This window comes from Sediminicola luteus (assembly GCF_040566555.1).
In the GTDB taxonomy this organism is placed as follows: Bacteria; Bacteroidota; Bacteroidia; order Flavobacteriales; family Flavobacteriaceae; genus Sediminicola.
Genome location: NZ_JBEWYP010000001.1, coordinates 31,992 through 46,982, shown reverse-complemented (window position 1 = coordinate 46,982; position 14,991 = coordinate 31,992). Strand labels below are relative to the sequence as shown.

The following is a 14,991-nucleotide window of genomic DNA, read 5'->3' as shown; positions in this document are numbered from 1 at the left end:
TATCTTAGCGCCCAACTAGAACGATTTCAAAATTAATTTAAAATATCGACTTTTGGGCCTATAGTTTTTTTTGAAACTCCCAATGTATCTATTTAGGCTGATTTTGTTATATAAATGGATAAATTCCAATGCAATTGCTATAGAATATGAATAAGACTGCAAATCAAATGTTGGTGATTTTTGGCGCCTCAGGAGATCTAACTGCCCGAAAGTTGGTCCCGGCAATTTTTAACTTATACAAAGGAAAACATCTTCCAGAAAATTTTATAGTTCTAGGTGCAAGTAGAAGCAATATGTCCGACGAAGAGTTCCGGCAAAAAGTAGTCCATGAAAGCAGTTATTTAAAAGATAGGGTTAAAGCAGGACATGAAGATTTCATAAAAGCCTTTTCCGATAAATTGTTCTACGAAGATTTGGGACAGGAATACGACACGGATTATTCTAGTATTTCCAAACGTATCAAGGCTTTAAATGAAAAGTATAATACAGAAGACAATTTCATATTTTACTTTTCCACACCTCCCAATTTATACGAGGTTATTGCAAAAAACCTGTCGGATCAAGGATTAAATGATGAGACCAAAGGTTGGAAAAGACTCATAGTAGAAAAGCCTTTTGGATATAGCCTGGATACGGCCAAAGAATTGAATAAAGGACTGCAAAAGTACTTTAATGAATCCCAGATCTATAGGATAGACCATTATTTAGGAAAGGAAACGGTGCAAAATTTATTGGTGACCCGTTTTTCCAATAGTATTTTTGAACCACTTTGGAATAGGAACTATATACACCACGTAGAAATTACCAATGCAGAAAGCGTGGGGGTAGAAAAACGAGGCGGCTATTATGACAAGTCAGGAGCCTTACGGGATATGTTCCAGAACCATTTGTTACAAATCATCTCCTTTATTGTCATGGAGCCGCCCATAGATGCCAGTGCAGAGGAAATAAGAAATGAAAAAGTAAAGGCCTTGAAGTCCTTGCGGATCATGAAGAATAAAAAGACTTTGGAAAAGAATACCATCAGGGGCCAATACCTTGCCTCTGAAATTGATGGTAAGCATGTAAAGGGATATAGGGAAGAGGACGATGTTCATCCACAGTCCATGACGGAAACTTATGCGGCCATTAAATTTTATGTGGATAACTGGCGTTGGAAAGATGTTCCTTTTTACGTGCGTACTGCCAAAAGAATGCCCACTAAGGTTACAGAAGTTGTGATTCACTTCGAATCTCCCCATCATCAAATATTCAAGAACTCCGATATGAACAACAAGGATAATAAATTAATTATCCGTATTCAGCCCGATGAGGGAATAATGATCAAATTTGGAGTAAAAGTACCAGGTCAAGGCTTTAAGGTAGAGCGTGCAAATTTGGATTTTTACTATTCCAGTCTATCTGAAATCAATGTAATGGAAGCCTATGAGCGCTTATTATTGGACGCCATGCAAGGTGATGCCACCTTATATGCAAGAGCGGACGAAGTGGAAGCGGCATGGAGTTTTGTGGATCCCATTCTCAATTATTGGGAGAAGGGCACTGATGTGCGGACCTATGGGTATTCAGCTGGAGTTTGGGGTCCCAAAAATGGGGATGACCTAATTGAAGGCAGCATGGGATGGAGGAATCCAGGGGAACATATGGCAGACGATCCGGGCTTTTGTGTAATCAGTTAAAAAAATACAATGGAACTTAAGATATATACAAGCAAAGAAGAAGTAGCCAAGCGTTTTTCGGAATACTTGGTCAAAATTACAGATTCTAAAGAAGAGGTACATATTGCCTTATCTGGCGGGAGCACTCCAAAAATTGTCTTTGACATGCTTGCCTCAGAATATGGAACAGACATAAATTGGGATAATGTGCATTTTTATTGGGGGGATGAACGTTGCGTACCACCAACACACGAGGAGAGCAATTATAAAATGACCTTAAATCATTTGTTTGAAAAAATCAGTATCCCTGCAGCCAATATCCACCGCATTCAAGGAGAGGATGATCCAGCGCAGGAAGCAAAAAGATATGCCCAGCTGTTGGATGATAAATTGCCAAAACGCAAGAAAACACCTCAATTTGATTTAGTGATATTGGGCATGGGTGATGACGGACATACCGCATCTATCTTTCCCCATGAAATTGAGCTGTGGGACGCCAAAGCCAATTGTGCCGTTGCTATTCACCCAGATTCCGGACAAAGAAGAATCACCATTACCGGGAAAATCATCAACAATGCCAAAGAGGTTGCCTTTCTGGTGACCGGAGCTGGAAAAGCCGAAAAGGTGGAAGAAATTATGAAGAAAGAAGGGGATTATGCTAACTACCCAGCTACTTTGGTTGCCCCAACATCAGGACAGTTGATCTGGTTTTTAGATTCAGATGCTGCCAAGGGACTTATGTCAGTTGGAGACTAACATTTTCGGTCTTTAAAGCTTCAAGATATTCCTCTACTTGAAATTTAGAGGAGGTAAACCTGGAACTTCTTAAGGTAGATTCATTTTTTCGTTGGATACTTCGCGCAAAGCGTCTTACCCCTTGTTTGTCCGTTAATAGAAGGCCAGGGATTGGAATGTTCTTCCCGTTGGCATCTTTGGCAACCATTGTAAAATAGGAAGAATTACAATGCTTGAGCTCCCCTGTGGTTATATTTTCAGATTCAACCCGGACACCCACCACCATAGAAGTGCGCCCCGTATAGTTAATGGAGGCTTTTAAGGTTACCAATTCGCCCACTTCTATTGGGTTCAAAAAATCTACCTTATTGACCGATGCTGTTACGCAATAGCTCCGTGAATGTTTGGAAGCACAGGCAAATGCAATCTGATCCATTAGATTTAGGATATATCCCCCGTGTATTTTTCCTCCAAAATTAGAATGAGCCGGAAGCATTAACTCTGTTAAAGATATGCGGGTCTCTTTAGATGTCTTAAATTTTTCCATGGGTGGTTAGTTTCTAAAGTGTGGTGAACGTTCTGGTTTTACATCCGTGATAAAATATCTGGTGTCGCCCAACCATGCAAAGGTTTTGTACCGTTCAACATAATTCACCTTAACATACTGGCCCTGATATTCCTGAAGCTTATCTATTACCTCCTGATCTTTGTCCAGTACCGAAAAGGTAAAGATCTGTGCCCCTGAGATACCCTGACTAATTTCGCCTTCCCAAGTTTTGATCAAAACCCCTTTGTGGCTAATTTTTATGAGTTCTCCGGAACGTACGCCATCACTATAGGGGACATAATAGACAAAGGCATAATACATGGAAAAAAGGGCTATTATGGCCACAACACTGATAATCAGAAATTTTTTCATAGTTCAAGTTTAGGTTCTTCCTCAAAATCGTCCTCAAGATCGTCTTCTTTTGCACGTTTCAATAATGATGCGGGGATTGATTTTTTAGCTTTTGCCCCCATCTTTTTTAATTTTTCAATACTGGTAATGATATTTCCCCTGCCATCTATCAATTTGTTCATGGCTCCTTTGTATTCCTGTTTGGCTTCATCCATTTTTTTACCAACCTTGGTAAGATCGGTAACAAAGCCCTCAAACTTATCATAAAGCGCCCCGGCCTGGCGGGCAATTTCAATGGCATTACGCTGTTGTTTTTCATTGTTCCACATACTGTCTATGGTCCTTAAAGTGGCCAATAGGGTAGAAGGGGTCACAATGATAATATTTTGTTCAAAGGCCTTATTGTATAAAGAATTGTCGTTATTGATGGCTATGGCAAATGCGGGTTCTATAGGCACAAACATCAACACAAAATCTGGACTCTCCATTTCGTAAAGATCCTCATATTTTTTAGCGGATAATTGATCAACATGCCTGCGCAGGGAATTAACATGGTCTTTGAGGAACTTATCACGCAAATCGTCTTCCGCATTCACATATCGCTCATAATCCGTTAGGGATACTTTGGAATCCACGATCATTTTTTTACCATCGGGGAGATTGATAATAACATCAGGAAGGACTCGACTCCCATCCTCTCTGGTGAAACTTTGTTGTACCGTATATTCACGATCCTTTTCCAAGCCCGATTTTTCCAATACACGTTCCAATACCAATTCGCCCCAATTTCCCTGCATTTTGCTGTCACCTTTTAAGGCTTTGGTGAGGTTTTCCGCTTCCTGGGTAATTTTAAGGTTCTGCGTTTGTAGATTGGCCAGTTGTTCCTTTAAAGCTGAGTGCATCCCCACGCTTTCTTTTTGGCTGTCATCTACCTTTTTTTCAAAAAGCAAGATCTTTTCCTGTAGTGGGATGAGGATATTTTTAATATTCTCCCTGTTCTGTTCAGTAAACTTGGTACTCTTTTCATCCAAAATTTTATTGGCCAAATTTTCGAACTCCTTGGTAAATTTTTCCTGGAGCTTTTCCACTTCTTGTTTTTGCTCCCTATTTTTTAGTTCCAAATTCTCCAGATCTGCCTGGTATCGTGTTATTTGGTTGCCCAATTGCTCCTTTTCTGAACGCAGTTGGTTCTTTTCCTCATAAGTAAGCTGTAGTTTTTCTTCCAAAGAGGAGAGGTTTAAGCGCAATTGTTGCTCCCGCTCCACTAGGGCACTTTGGCCTGATTTGGTTTTTAAATTTTGAATGTAATGGCCTAGAAAAAAGCCAAGGCCCAAAAATAATATTCCTATAATGATGTAGGTAATCGATCCGTCCATTGATAATAAGTTCTCAGAGGTAAAGATAAAGGATTGATCTCAAATTACCACTCAAGGAGGTTCTTACTTTTTAACTTTGAACGATCCAGATTGACTATCAAAAGTGATGGTGTCCGAAGGGAATAAATTTTCAAAACTTTTGTTGGCAATGAGTTCGCAAGGTTCCCCAAAACTGCTCCGTTCTTTTTCCATGATCAACATTTTGTCGCACAATTGAATGGCAATTTCAATTTCATGGGTAGTGAAGAGGATAGTCTTTTTGGTCTCATGTGCTATCTCTCGTAATAATTTCAAGATATGAACCTTGTGGTAAAGATCTAAATGGGAGGTGGGCTCGTCTAATAACATGATGTTTGTGTCCTGGGCCAAGGCCCTAGCAATCATGACTTTTTGGAGTTGCCCATCACTCAGCTCGTAACATTTTTTATGCTGTAGATCTTCTATTTGGACCATATTTATGGCCTTTACTATTTTTTCTTTATCCAGATTGGTCAAAGTACCTATCCAATTGGTATATGGCTGTCTTCCCAGACTAATAAGTTCCAAAACGGTGAGGTTTTTGGAGGCTATGGGCTCTGTTAGGACCACACTAATCTTTGAGGCCAATGCCAAAGGGTCATAGGATTCCAATTCATTACCATCCAAGAGGATTTCCCCTGCCAATTTGGGTTGCACTCTTCCTATGGTGCGAAGAAGGGTTGATTTTCCAATGCCATTGATACCTACTATAGCAGTCAATTCTCCTTGTTGTAGAGAAAAGATAACATCCTTGGCGATACTAATCCTTTCCTTTTTATTTTGATAACCAATCGTAAGGTCTTTGGTGCTAATGGCGATATGTGGATCTATAGTGTTGATATTATGAGATTTTTATTGTTTATAGTTTTCTACTTAAAATACCATATTTCTTTTTCTTACCAATAACCAGATGATCACGGGGGCACCAATAATGGAAGTTATCGCGTTAATTGGTAGTACATTGGCTGAGGTTGGTAATTGTGCAATGGTATCACAGACCAGCATTAAGATAGCGCCATATAAAACTACGGCAGGAACCAATATTTTATGGTCAGTGGTATTAAATATTTGCCTTGTCAAATGAGGTACTGCAAGCCCCACAAATGCAATGGGACCGGCAAATGCGGTAATTCCTCCAGCTAGCAATCCCGTTGCAAGGATAATTAAAAACCTCTTCTTTATTATGTCCACCCCTAGGCTACGGGCATAGTTTTCTCCCAAAAGCATGGCATTTAAAGATTTAATTGCCACAATACTCAGAAGGACACCAACAGCAAGTATTACGAACAGAAGCCCTACTTGTGACCAAGAGAGGTTCCCTAGGCTACCAAAAGACCAATAAATATACTGCTGTAGTTTTTCAGCATTGGTAAAATAGGACAAAACGCTAACTACTGCTGCGGTGATGCTGCCGAACATTAGTCCAATAATTAATAGAGCCATGGTATCCTTTACTTTAGAAGCAACAGCCATTACAGCCAAAAGCACTAAAAAACTACCAATGCTCGACACGATGGCCAAAGAAACATCATTGACCAGACCAAAGGAAAATAAGCCAGTGAATAGGGAAGAACCCATGATGAGCAAGGCAGCGCCCAAACTTGCACCGGAGCTAATGCCCAATACAAAAGGTCCGGCCAAAGGATTGCGGAAGAGGGTCTGCATAAGCAAGCCACTTAGGGCAAGTCCACTTCCCACCAACACTGCAGTCAATGCTTTTGGAATTCTATAGTTCCAAATAATGTAACTCCATGCCTCATTGGTAACTGGCTCATTAAAAATGGATTTTAGGGTATCCATTAAAGGAATGGCCACAGATCCCAAACTGATATTTACAAAAAAGCTTAGGATCAACACCGTGAGCAATAAGGTAAATGGTACTTTATATGTTTTTGGTGACTGCATTTATTCCAGGGGTTTAAAAAAGAAAGGTTTATAACCCGGTAATAATTCTGGATGGAAGATATGGATGAGATCTTTTAAGACCAAATCTGGCCTGTTTGGTGCCAACTCGTAATATAGGAGACCCCCTGTTGCTCCAGTAGTGTTGGCAAATGTGTAGATCTTACGATCTTTGAATGCCTTAAATTGGGTGTAATGTCTGTTTCCGTCCTCCAATTGGTTATAGGAAGTGTATTGGGAAGGGGAAATCCAAAAATCAGCCTCTTTTGCTGTATCCAGAACACTTTCCAGACTTAGGGATAAACTACCAGTTTCGGCTGAACCTTTCCATAAATAATCGGCATTGGCATCAGAAATAAAATTGGAAGCCCAACTTTTTCCTCCTGGCAAATACCAAACATCTTTGTAAAGTGCCCCACTTAATACGCTGGGTTTAACTTTGGCCTTCAGCGCCAATATTTTGGCTTGGTCGTAATTTGTCTTAATGGCAGCAAAGATCGAATCCGCCTTTTTTTCAAGATGGTAGAAAGGTGCGAAAAATTTGATCCACTCCGCTTTTCCCAAAGGGGTTTCTTCTGTCCAGTCCCCATTGTAAACTACAGGGATGTTGGAATTTTGTATGGTGCTGTATGCTTTGTTGCGGTTGTCTATACTGAAGCCTACCACCACATCTGGTTGCAGGGCTATTACCATTTCTGTATTGATAACTTCATTGTTGCCCAATTCCTGCACTTGATTTTTTGCAATTCGGTTTCTTGTCTTTTCCGATGAAATATATTCTGTATTGGGAAAACCAATTAGGGTGTTTTCCACTCCCAGTGCCTCCAAGGCTGGAATATGGGTGGTGGATGTCACCACAATTTTTTCAATGGGGGTTGCAATTATGGCGTCATATTCATCCTTGTTCAGGGTAATATAAGCTAGTTTTTCTCTTGGAATCAAAGCATAGGTAAACGCAGCTTCGGCATTAGGCCAAGGGGACGTTATTTTAATGGTGGTTATTCCTTCAGAGGATTTGTTGATGGCGAAGCCTTTTGCGTGGGCAATAGCAACGACTTCAGAAGGTATGGATAATGGGAGTTTTTCTTTGGGTTCCTGTTTACAGGACCAAAAAACCAATAGTAATAGTAGACAGCGAAGAGTTTTCAAAAAAATAATGATTTTGGTCTATGGGCAAAAGTAGCATTTAATTCTTGAATGAAATTTCAAACCACAGACTATAAAATACAGGGAACCGTCATAGCAACCTGATCAAAACATTCTGATTTTTGTAACCAATGGAAAATCGGTAATTAAGAATCCTAAACATAAAAGGGGTGATTTTTATAAAAAAGACTTAATTTCGAACCGAATTTTGGTTTCTATTGTTTCAATAGGATTAAAAGGGAATTCGGTGAAATTCCGAAGCTGTTCCCGCAACTGTAAGCTTTGCCCTAGTAATTGGGTGCTTACTACATCTTCAAAAACCACTGTTTATGCTGATACATTTTCAGCACTTGTCTAAAAGATAAGTTTCATAAATGGGAAGGTATGTAGTAAGACGCAAGTCAGGAGACCTGCCAGATTCATAACTAAAATGAAAAGACTTTCGGGCAAAGGGTCTTCATTGATATGAAAACAAAGCAGCTACTATTAATTTTATCACTCCTGTGCTTTTCGATAGGTACGGCCCAACAGGACAGTATTATCACGCTGGACGAGGTGATTTTGAGCGATGCCAAATTAAAACATTTTTCAAAAGGGCTAAAGGTCGAAGTCCTTACCGATTCCACCATAAATAGAAGCGGTTCTACCCTGACCAATCTTCTACAATTCAATTCCAATATATACTTCAAGGAAAATGGCTTTGGTATGGTCTCCTCGGCTTCCTTTAGGGGCACCAACGCCTCTCAAACGGCGGTTATCTGGAACGGCATTAATATCAATTCCCAATTGACGGGGCAGACCGATTTCAATACCATAATTCCACAAAATTATAATTCAGTGTCCATTAGAAGTGGAGGGGGAAGTGTTCAATATGGAAGTGGAGCTATTGGGGGCAGTATTTTGCTGAATGACTCCTTTTTGTTCGAAGAACATTATTACAATACCCTGCAATTGGGGTATGGGAGTTTTAATACCAAAAGGATGGATTACAGAACTGCATATGGTTCCTCCAAGGTTTCTTTGAATTTTGGTGTTAATTACAACCAATCCGATAATGACTATAAGTATTTGGGTACGGATAGAAAAAATGAAAATGGAGCTTTTAATACTCTAAATATAAATGCATCGCTTGGGTATTTAATTTCCACCTCCCAATTATTAAAGTTTTATCACACAGCATTTTATGGTAACCGGAACTTCTCAGGGACGTTGACTGCTCCATCCAATGATAATTATAGGGATGTTACCGCACGTTCCTTGGTGGAATGGAGCCAGTTTAATGAAACCAAGGTACAACGTCTTAAGTTCGCACACCTGTACGAAAGATATCGGTATTACTTCAATAAGGAAAGGCCAGAATTTACTTTTGGTCGCACCAACTCCTATATTCTGAACTATGATGCCAAATACAAATTGGGCAGCATTACTTTGAATGGTATCGGGGAGTTAAGTACCATAGTTGCGGAAGGCAGCAGTATAGAAAATGCAACAAGAAACCAAGCCACGGGTACTTTTATGTTTACCCATGACGTATCGAACACATTCAATTACGGACTCAACATTAGACAAGAACTGGTGACAGATTATCAGAGCCCCTTGTTAGTGTCCTTTGATAGCAAGTATCAAGTATCCGATGGGTATGTTATCAACTTTAATGCTTCCAAAAATTATAGGATTCCCACCTTCAACGATCTGTATTGGTCTGGTGCAGGCGCCATAGGGAACAAAGACCTAATTCCAGAAACTTCAAAGCAGGCAGAACTAGGGCAGAACATTAATGGGAAAGGATTTAGGTTCAATCTGACTGCATTTTATATCGCTTCTGAAAACCTGATACAATGGAGGCCAGATAATTCTGGGGTTTTTAGTCCAAGAAATGTAAAGGAAGCGGAGCAATACGGGGCAGAGTTGGAACTGGAATTACAAAAGACTTTGGGCAAGCACCAATTTCGTTTGAAAAATATGTATGCCTATACCAAATCCGTGGATAAAGAAACCAAGAACCAATTGATCTATGTGCCAGAACACCAATTCACTTCCAACTTCGCATATCAGTTTAAGAGCTGGGATTTTTACTATCAGTGGTTGTACAACGGACCTGTATTTATCACAACGGATAACAGTGAAAAGCTCCCTGGATATCACGTATCCAATATTGGTTTGGAGCGTAATTTTCCACTTTCAAATAAGATAAAATGCACCATAGGACTAAAGGTCAACAACATTTTTAATGAAAATTATCAAAATGTGGCTTATAGACCTATGCCCAATAGAAATTTCAACCTTCAATTCATAACTAAATTTTAAACAATCAAGAACAATGAAAAGCACATCAATTTTAACAGCTATTTTAATGCTTGGCCTTTTAATGGGGTCCTGCAGTAATGATGATTCTGAAACACCACAAGAACCTTTAGGGGCCTATGAAAGTGGAATTTTGGTGTCCAATGAGGGTCCATTTGGAAATGGAACAGGAACGGTAACTTTTATTTCCAATGACCTAACCATTACAGAAAGCTCCTTGTATAATAAGGTGAACGGAGAGGATTTGGGTAACATTGTCCAGTCTATCGGATTTGATAGGGACCAAGCTTATATCGTTGCCAATAATTCCAATAAGATAACTGTTGTTAATAGGTACACCTTCGAAAAATTGGGTAGTATTACTGAAGGATTGGATAATCCCAGGTATTTTGCCTCAGCAAACAATACTGGATATGTAACCAATTGGGGCGATCCGTTTGATGAGACAGACGATTATGTTGCGATTATCAATTTGCAAAACTTCACCGTTGAGGGGACCATTCCCGTTGTCTTGGGGCCAGAGGATATTGTAGTACAGGACAACACCATTTATGTAGCGCATCAGGGCGCCTATGGCCAAAACAATAAGATCACTGTAATAGATGCCAATAGCAATGCCATTTTGGAAACCTTAACTGTCGGGGATGTGCCAAATTCCCTTGTCTTGGATACCCAGGGCAACTTATGGGTGCTCTCTGGAGGAAATCCCAGTTATACCAATAATGAAACGGCAGGGATACTCACAAAGATAAATTCCGCTTCTAATTCAATCGTAAACACATGGGAATTCCAATCCACAGATCATCCTGGACTTTTATGCACGGATGGTGTTGATTTGTACTTTCAATTAAATGGAGCTATCTACAAAATGAACTCTTCTGATACTACTTTACCTTCTGGTCCAAAATTTGGAGGAGTTTCTTTCTACACTATGGCTGTTGGCGATGGGAAGCTTTATGGGACAGATGCCAAGGATTTTGCTAGTCAGGGAACTTTGACTGTATATGACTTATCTAGTAACAGTGCCATTAAAACACTAAATACAGGGATCATTCCAGGAGGAATTTACTTTAATTAAACGTACTATCGGCACACAAAAAAAGGGCTTGGTTATTGAACCAAGCCCTTTTTTTATTTTTTTAATACATTCCTTATTTCTCAAAAATAGGAAGCGGTTTGTCCAAATACATGTTATCGCGCATAGGCGCAAACATTTTAGAACTGCTCAATAGGTCAACCGGCATTTTTACCGTAAAGTCAACTTTACTTGAAACTCCAGTGATTTCTTGTATGGCTCTAGCCAACAACGGCTCGTTCACGTTACCAAGTTGTCCAAGATTGCTAAGGTCTTCCCGAAGTTCGATATCTGGTGTAAAACCTGCTGTATAATCAAAGAATCCAACGGAGTTTTCGTTTCTGCCCACTAGTGGCTGAATTCCCCATGTATTTTTGGAATTGATGTTTTTTTCTGTAGAACCACTATATACATAACTATTAGAAGAGTTATCCACTAAAGTGATAGAGAATTCATTTTTCCCCCTAGTTTTGGTCCCTATATGAACTACTTCCACATAAGGGTCCAAACCGTTCATTACCAATTCGCTGGCTGAAGCTGAACTACCGGTAGCCAAAACATAAACTTTACTTAAGTTCAACGTATTTATAGTGCTCCCTTCGCCTGTTTTATTGGCAAAATAGTCCTCAAGCTGGGCAGAACTCAACTGGGGTTGAATTTTACTGTTCCAACGTTGACGGATATACAATTGGTTGGTATTGGTGCCGTAGACCATACTGGATAATAAACGAGAGGAGTTTACAGAGCCTCCTGGATTATATCTAAAATCCAAAACCAGATCGGTAACCCCATTTGCTTTTAAAGTCCCAAAGGCATTGTTCAGCTCTTCATCAAAATTGCTGGTAAAGCGATTGTACATGAGGTACCCGATTTTTTTGCCACTTACCTCAATTGTATTGGTAATAAAAACGGGATTTTCCACCAAACCTTCAAACTTCGTTAAGGCCACCTCTCTATTATTAGGCGTGATGGTGTTATTGTTTATGTCCGCCATATTCAAGGTATAGCTATCTGCATCCCCAAATAAGAGGTCAACATAATTATCGGCAGTTAATGAAACCCCATTGACTCCAGTAAAAATATCCCCCCTTTTTATCGCTTTAGTAGAAGCATCCGAATTGGGAATGATATATCTTACATAGCCAAAAATGTCATTACCTTCTCCATAAAAGGTAAGCCCAAATTCCAAACCATTACTTTTGGAAACTCCCGCAAAAGATTGCACTAATTCCTTATAATCATCTGTAAAGAAACTAAACCTGTCTTCAGAAAATCGCAATTTATCATCAAAGAAAAGTTCTGGGTCTGATTCGGATTCGAGGAAAGCAGTATATTCTGCATCGGTAGAAAATTTGGTATCTGATAGATTGGGAACGTTCCCTTGCCAAAAATACCATAGGTTCATGGACTTCCACATAAAATTTTGCACTGTTACATCTGTCGTTCCTATTGGATCTGGAGTGTCCGGATTATTAATTAAATTATCATCCTTACTACAACTAGCAATGAACATACCTATTCCTAGGAACAGTAAATACATCTTTTTCATAAATTTTCTTTTAAATCAACATGCTCAAATACCGTTCCAACTTTTATGGATGCAAATAGCACTAATTGAGGGAGGTAGTGGGCAACTTTTTTTATAATGGTCGAATAATAACGGTGTAAATTACTGAGATTATCAATAATAAAAAATTATTTGTAACATATTTCGTTATACTTCGTCTTCCTAATAAGAACCAATTAAAGGTTCCTAACAACCAAACCAACAATGAAACAAGCAGAATTTTTAAATGTGGTGATGCCCTTTAAGGATAAGCTATATCGATTGGCTAAACGCTTGCTGATTTCAAAGGAGGAAGCGGAGGATGCCACTCAGGAAATTTTGCTAAAGCTTTGGGCGAAAAAAACCAATATGTCCAATTATAATAATGTAGAGGCCTTTGCGATGACGATGACCAAGAATTTTTGTCTCGATCGCCTAAAGTCGAAAGAGGCGGGAAACTTAAAATTGGTACACAGTAATTATAAAGATGAAAATACATCATTACAAAGTCAATTGGAAGCCATTGACAGCGTTGACTGGGTTCAGAAAATAATGGAGGACCTACCCGCGCAACAAAAACTGGTATTACAATTGCGGGATGTTGAGCAATATGAACTGAATGAAATAGGAGAGTTGTTGGATATGAAACCAACGGCGGTACGGGTAGCCTTGTCGAGGGCCAGAAAAGAGGTAAGAGAAAAATTAAAAGAAAAACACAACTATGGAATTGGATAGAATAGATATTTTAATGGAAAAGTACTTTGAGGCTACCACAACGGTTGCCGAGGAGGAAGTTTTGAGGGAGTATTTCCTAAATGAAAAAGTAGCACCCCATTTAGAGCAGTACATTCCTTTGTTTCAATTCTTTTCCAAAGCCAAAGAAGAACAGTTTACAAAGCAGGTACCATTAAAACCTAGAAAAAAGCACTTTAGATGGTTATCCGTTGCAGCAGTAGCAGTCCTTGCATGTGGCATATATTTTGGTAATAGATACCAAGAAAAAAGAGAGGCAGAGTACGCTTATCAACAAACAAAGAAGGCTTTGACCCTTTTGGCTGCAAATTTCAGTCGAGGAACAGAAAAAGTGGCCTATTTAAATGAATTTGAAGTAACAAAACAAAAAATTTACAACAACAATTAAAAGTAAAAGAAATGAAAAAGATTTTCGCAATACTAGTAGTAGCCTTATTACCCTTTGCAGGGTTTTCACAGTCCATGTTCGATAAATATGAGGATTTGGACAAAGTGAGCGCCGTGGTGGTCAATGAGAGTATGTTCAAATTATTGAGCAAAATAGAAGTAAATGTTGACGAGCCAGAGGCAAAAGATTTTATGGAAATTGCCAAGAGTATCAAAAACTTAAAGGTGTTTATTACAGAAGACAAGGGCATATCTGCCGACATGAAATTATCGGTAGACAAGTACTTGAAAACAACGTCTTTGGTAGAACTTATGCGGGTAAAGGATAAGGATGCCAACGTTAAATTTTATATTAAAAGTGGTAAGGACGATGATCATGTTAGTGAATTGCTCATGTTCGTGACCGGCATTAACAATGCAAACATGGATGTTAATGGCCGTAAGGTAGAGACCGTGTTGCTTTCATTGACAGGGGATATTGACTTAAACAAAATCAATTCCTTGACCAAGAAGATGAATCTGCCCCAAGAATTGAACAAGGCAGGAAAAAACAATAAAAAGTAAACCTATGAAAACATCAATCAAAAAATCCCTATTGGCTTTAGTCGCCATTGGGCTATTGGCCGCCTGTTCTTCCAATCAGAGTTTACAGGAATATTACGTGGACAATTCGGACAATCCAAATTTCATCTCAATTGATATACCTGCCAGTATTCTAAATTTGGACAAGGCGGAACTATCATCAGAAGAAAAGAAGGCAATCCAATCATTGAAAAAACTGAACGTATTGGCGTTTAAAAAAACGTCTGAGAACGCTTCTGAATTTAAAATGGAAAGTGCAAAGGTGAATGCCATCTTGAAATCTGATAAGTTTGTGGAATTGATGAAATTGAAATCATCTTATGGCAATGGGGTAGTTAAATACTTGGGCGATGAAGATGCGATCGATGAGGTAATTATCTATGGGTCCAGTAAAGATCAAGGTTTTGCATTGATCAGGGTATTAGGTAATGACATGAACCCGGCCCATTTAATGACCCTCATGAAAGCCTTGCAAAAATCTGACTACAAAGGAGAAGGACTTGGAAGTCTTCAAGAGTTTATGAAAGGTTAAGCAATCAATATATAAACATAAAAAAACCTGCATCGAGCTAATTGATGCAGGTTTTTTGATAATATGTAGATATTGTGTC

Annotated in this window: 15 protein-coding genes and 1 riboswitch; of the genes, 8 read left to right on the top strand and 7 right to left on the bottom strand. The window is 39.1% G+C overall.

The window, feature by feature from the left end:
- Positions 1–146 precede the first annotated feature (146 nt).
- Together zwf and pgl are read left to right on the top strand one after the other, a co-directional pair.
- Entirely contained in the window at positions 147–1,679 is a 1,533-nt protein-coding gene (gene zwf / locus ABXZ32_RS00235) for a glucose-6-phosphate dehydrogenase (protein WP_354616685.1), read from the top strand.
- A gap of 9 nt (positions 1,680–1,688) precedes the next feature.
- Entirely contained in the window at positions 1,689–2,414 is a 726-nt protein-coding gene (gene pgl / locus ABXZ32_RS00230; RefSeq protein WP_354616684.1) for a 6-phosphogluconolactonase, read from the top strand.
- Here the strand turns inward: pgl and ABXZ32_RS00225 are convergent.
- The 6 genes from ABXZ32_RS00225 to ABXZ32_RS00200 form a co-directional block, all read right to left on the bottom strand.
- Positions 2,395–2,940, bottom strand: a complete 546-nt coding sequence (locus ABXZ32_RS00225) for an acyl-CoA thioesterase (protein WP_354616683.1) — start codon at positions 2,938–2,940, stop codon at positions 2,395–2,397. The two genes, pgl and ABXZ32_RS00225, sit on opposite strands and share 20 nt — an antisense overlap.
- A gap of 6 nt (positions 2,941–2,946) precedes the next feature.
- Positions 2,947–3,312 (bottom strand): hypothetical protein, encoded by a 366-nt coding sequence (locus ABXZ32_RS00220; RefSeq protein ID WP_062054703.1) that lies wholly within the window; start codon positions 3,310–3,312, stop codon positions 2,947–2,949.
- Positions 3,309–4,667, bottom strand: coding sequence for a DNA recombination protein RmuC (gene rmuC, locus ABXZ32_RS00215; protein WP_354616682.1), 1,359 nt, complete (start codon positions 4,665–4,667; stop codon positions 3,309–3,311). The genes ABXZ32_RS00220 and rmuC overlap by 4 nt, the downstream gene beginning before the upstream one ends.
- 63 nt (positions 4,668–4,730) lie before the next feature.
- Positions 4,731–5,525 carry an ABC transporter ATP-binding protein gene (locus tag ABXZ32_RS00210; RefSeq protein ID WP_354617296.1) on the bottom strand — a complete coding sequence of 265 codons (795 nt, stop codon included), beginning with the start codon at positions 5,523–5,525 and terminating at the stop codon, positions 4,731–4,733.
- A gap of 33 nt (positions 5,526–5,558) precedes the next feature.
- Positions 5,559–6,590 carry a FecCD family ABC transporter permease gene (locus tag ABXZ32_RS00205; RefSeq protein ID WP_354616681.1) on the bottom strand — a complete coding sequence of 344 codons (1,032 nt, stop codon included), beginning with the start codon at positions 6,588–6,590 and terminating at the stop codon, positions 5,559–5,561.
- Positions 6,591–7,736: an ABC transporter substrate-binding protein gene (locus tag ABXZ32_RS00200; protein ID WP_354616680.1), complete on the bottom strand. Its 1,146-nt coding sequence runs from the start codon at positions 7,734–7,736 to the stop codon at positions 6,591–6,593.
- A 189-nt stretch (positions 7,737–7,925) separates the two neighbouring features.
- Positions 7,926–8,165: riboswitch (cobalamin riboswitch) on the top strand.
- Positions 8,166–8,198: 33 nt separating this feature from the next.
- Between ABXZ32_RS00200 and ABXZ32_RS00195 the strand changes: the two genes are divergently transcribed.
- Together ABXZ32_RS00195 and ABXZ32_RS00190 are read left to right on the top strand one after the other, a co-directional pair.
- A complete protein-coding gene (locus tag ABXZ32_RS00195) occupies positions 8,199–10,040 on the top strand; it encodes a TonB-dependent receptor plug domain-containing protein (protein WP_354616679.1) in 1,842 nt (613 codons plus the stop codon).
- Between the two features lie 13 nt (positions 10,041–10,053).
- Positions 10,054–11,115 carry a DUF5074 domain-containing protein gene (locus ABXZ32_RS00190; RefSeq protein WP_354616678.1) on the top strand — a complete coding sequence of 354 codons (1,062 nt, stop codon included), beginning with the start codon at positions 10,054–10,056 and terminating at the stop codon, positions 11,113–11,115.
- A gap of 73 nt (positions 11,116–11,188) precedes the next feature.
- On the opposite strand, the gene ABXZ32_RS00185 is transcribed toward ABXZ32_RS00190, so the two are convergent.
- Positions 11,189–12,661 (bottom strand): S41 family peptidase, encoded by a 1,473-nt coding sequence (locus tag ABXZ32_RS00185; protein ID WP_354616677.1) that lies wholly within the window; start codon positions 12,659–12,661, stop codon positions 11,189–11,191.
- A 222-nt stretch (positions 12,662–12,883) separates the two neighbouring features.
- On the opposite strand from ABXZ32_RS00185, the gene ABXZ32_RS00180 reads away from it, so the two are divergent.
- The 4 genes from ABXZ32_RS00180 to ABXZ32_RS00165 are packed head-to-tail and all read left to right on the top strand — an operon-like array spanning position 12,884 to position 14,912.
- Positions 12,884–13,393: an RNA polymerase sigma factor gene (locus ABXZ32_RS00180; RefSeq protein ID WP_354616676.1), complete on the top strand. Its 510-nt coding sequence runs from the start codon at positions 12,884–12,886 to the stop codon at positions 13,391–13,393.
- The gene (locus ABXZ32_RS00175; RefSeq protein ID WP_354616675.1) at positions 13,380–13,799 is read left to right on the top strand and encodes a hypothetical protein; all 420 of its coding nucleotides are present in this window, start codon (positions 13,380–13,382) and stop codon (positions 13,797–13,799) included. The genes ABXZ32_RS00180 and ABXZ32_RS00175 overlap by 14 nt, the downstream gene beginning before the upstream one ends.
- Before the next feature lie 11 nt (positions 13,800–13,810).
- Complete coding sequence (locus ABXZ32_RS00170) at positions 13,811–14,362, top strand: DUF4252 domain-containing protein (protein WP_354616674.1); 552 nt, start codon at positions 13,811–13,813, stop codon at positions 14,360–14,362.
- 4 nt (positions 14,363–14,366) lie between these two features.
- Positions 14,367–14,912, top strand: a complete 546-nt coding sequence (locus ABXZ32_RS00165) for a DUF4252 domain-containing protein (protein ID WP_354616673.1) — start codon at positions 14,367–14,369, stop codon at positions 14,910–14,912.
- Positions 14,913–14,991 lie beyond the last annotated feature (79 nt).

Coding starts and splice junctions, on each gene's coding strand:
- ABXZ32_RS00185 (WP_354616677.1), bottom strand. CDS start 12,661: ATGAAAAAGATGTATTTACTGTTCCTAGGAATAGGTATGTTCATTGCT.
- rmuC (WP_354616682.1), bottom strand. CDS start 4,667: ATGGACGGATCGATTACCTACATCATTATAGGAATATTATTTTTGGGC.
- zwf (WP_354616685.1), top strand. CDS start 147: ATGAATAAGACTGCAAATCAAATGTTGGTGATTTTTGGCGCCTCAGGA.
- ABXZ32_RS00180 (WP_354616676.1), top strand. CDS start 12,884: ATGAAACAAGCAGAATTTTTAAATGTGGTGATGCCCTTTAAGGATAAG.
- pgl (WP_354616684.1), top strand. CDS start 1,689: ATGGAACTTAAGATATATACAAGCAAAGAAGAAGTAGCCAAGCGTTTT.
- ABXZ32_RS00220 (WP_062054703.1), bottom strand. CDS start 3,312: ATGAAAAAATTTCTGATTATCAGTGTTGTGGCCATAATAGCCCTTTTT.
- ABXZ32_RS00205 (WP_354616681.1), bottom strand. CDS start 6,590: ATGCAGTCACCAAAAACATATAAAGTACCATTTACCTTATTGCTCACG.
- ABXZ32_RS00170 (WP_354616674.1), top strand. CDS start 13,811: ATGAAAAAGATTTTCGCAATACTAGTAGTAGCCTTATTACCCTTTGCA.
- ABXZ32_RS00195 (WP_354616679.1), top strand. CDS start 8,199: ATGAAAACAAAGCAGCTACTATTAATTTTATCACTCCTGTGCTTTTCG.
- ABXZ32_RS00190 (WP_354616678.1), top strand. CDS start 10,054: ATGAAAAGCACATCAATTTTAACAGCTATTTTAATGCTTGGCCTTTTA.
- ABXZ32_RS00225 (WP_354616683.1), bottom strand. CDS start 2,940: ATGGAAAAATTTAAGACATCTAAAGAGACCCGCATATCTTTAACAGAG.
- ABXZ32_RS00165 (WP_354616673.1), top strand. CDS start 14,367: ATGAAAACATCAATCAAAAAATCCCTATTGGCTTTAGTCGCCATTGGG.
- ABXZ32_RS00175 (WP_354616675.1), top strand. CDS start 13,380: ATGGAATTGGATAGAATAGATATTTTAATGGAAAAGTACTTTGAGGCT.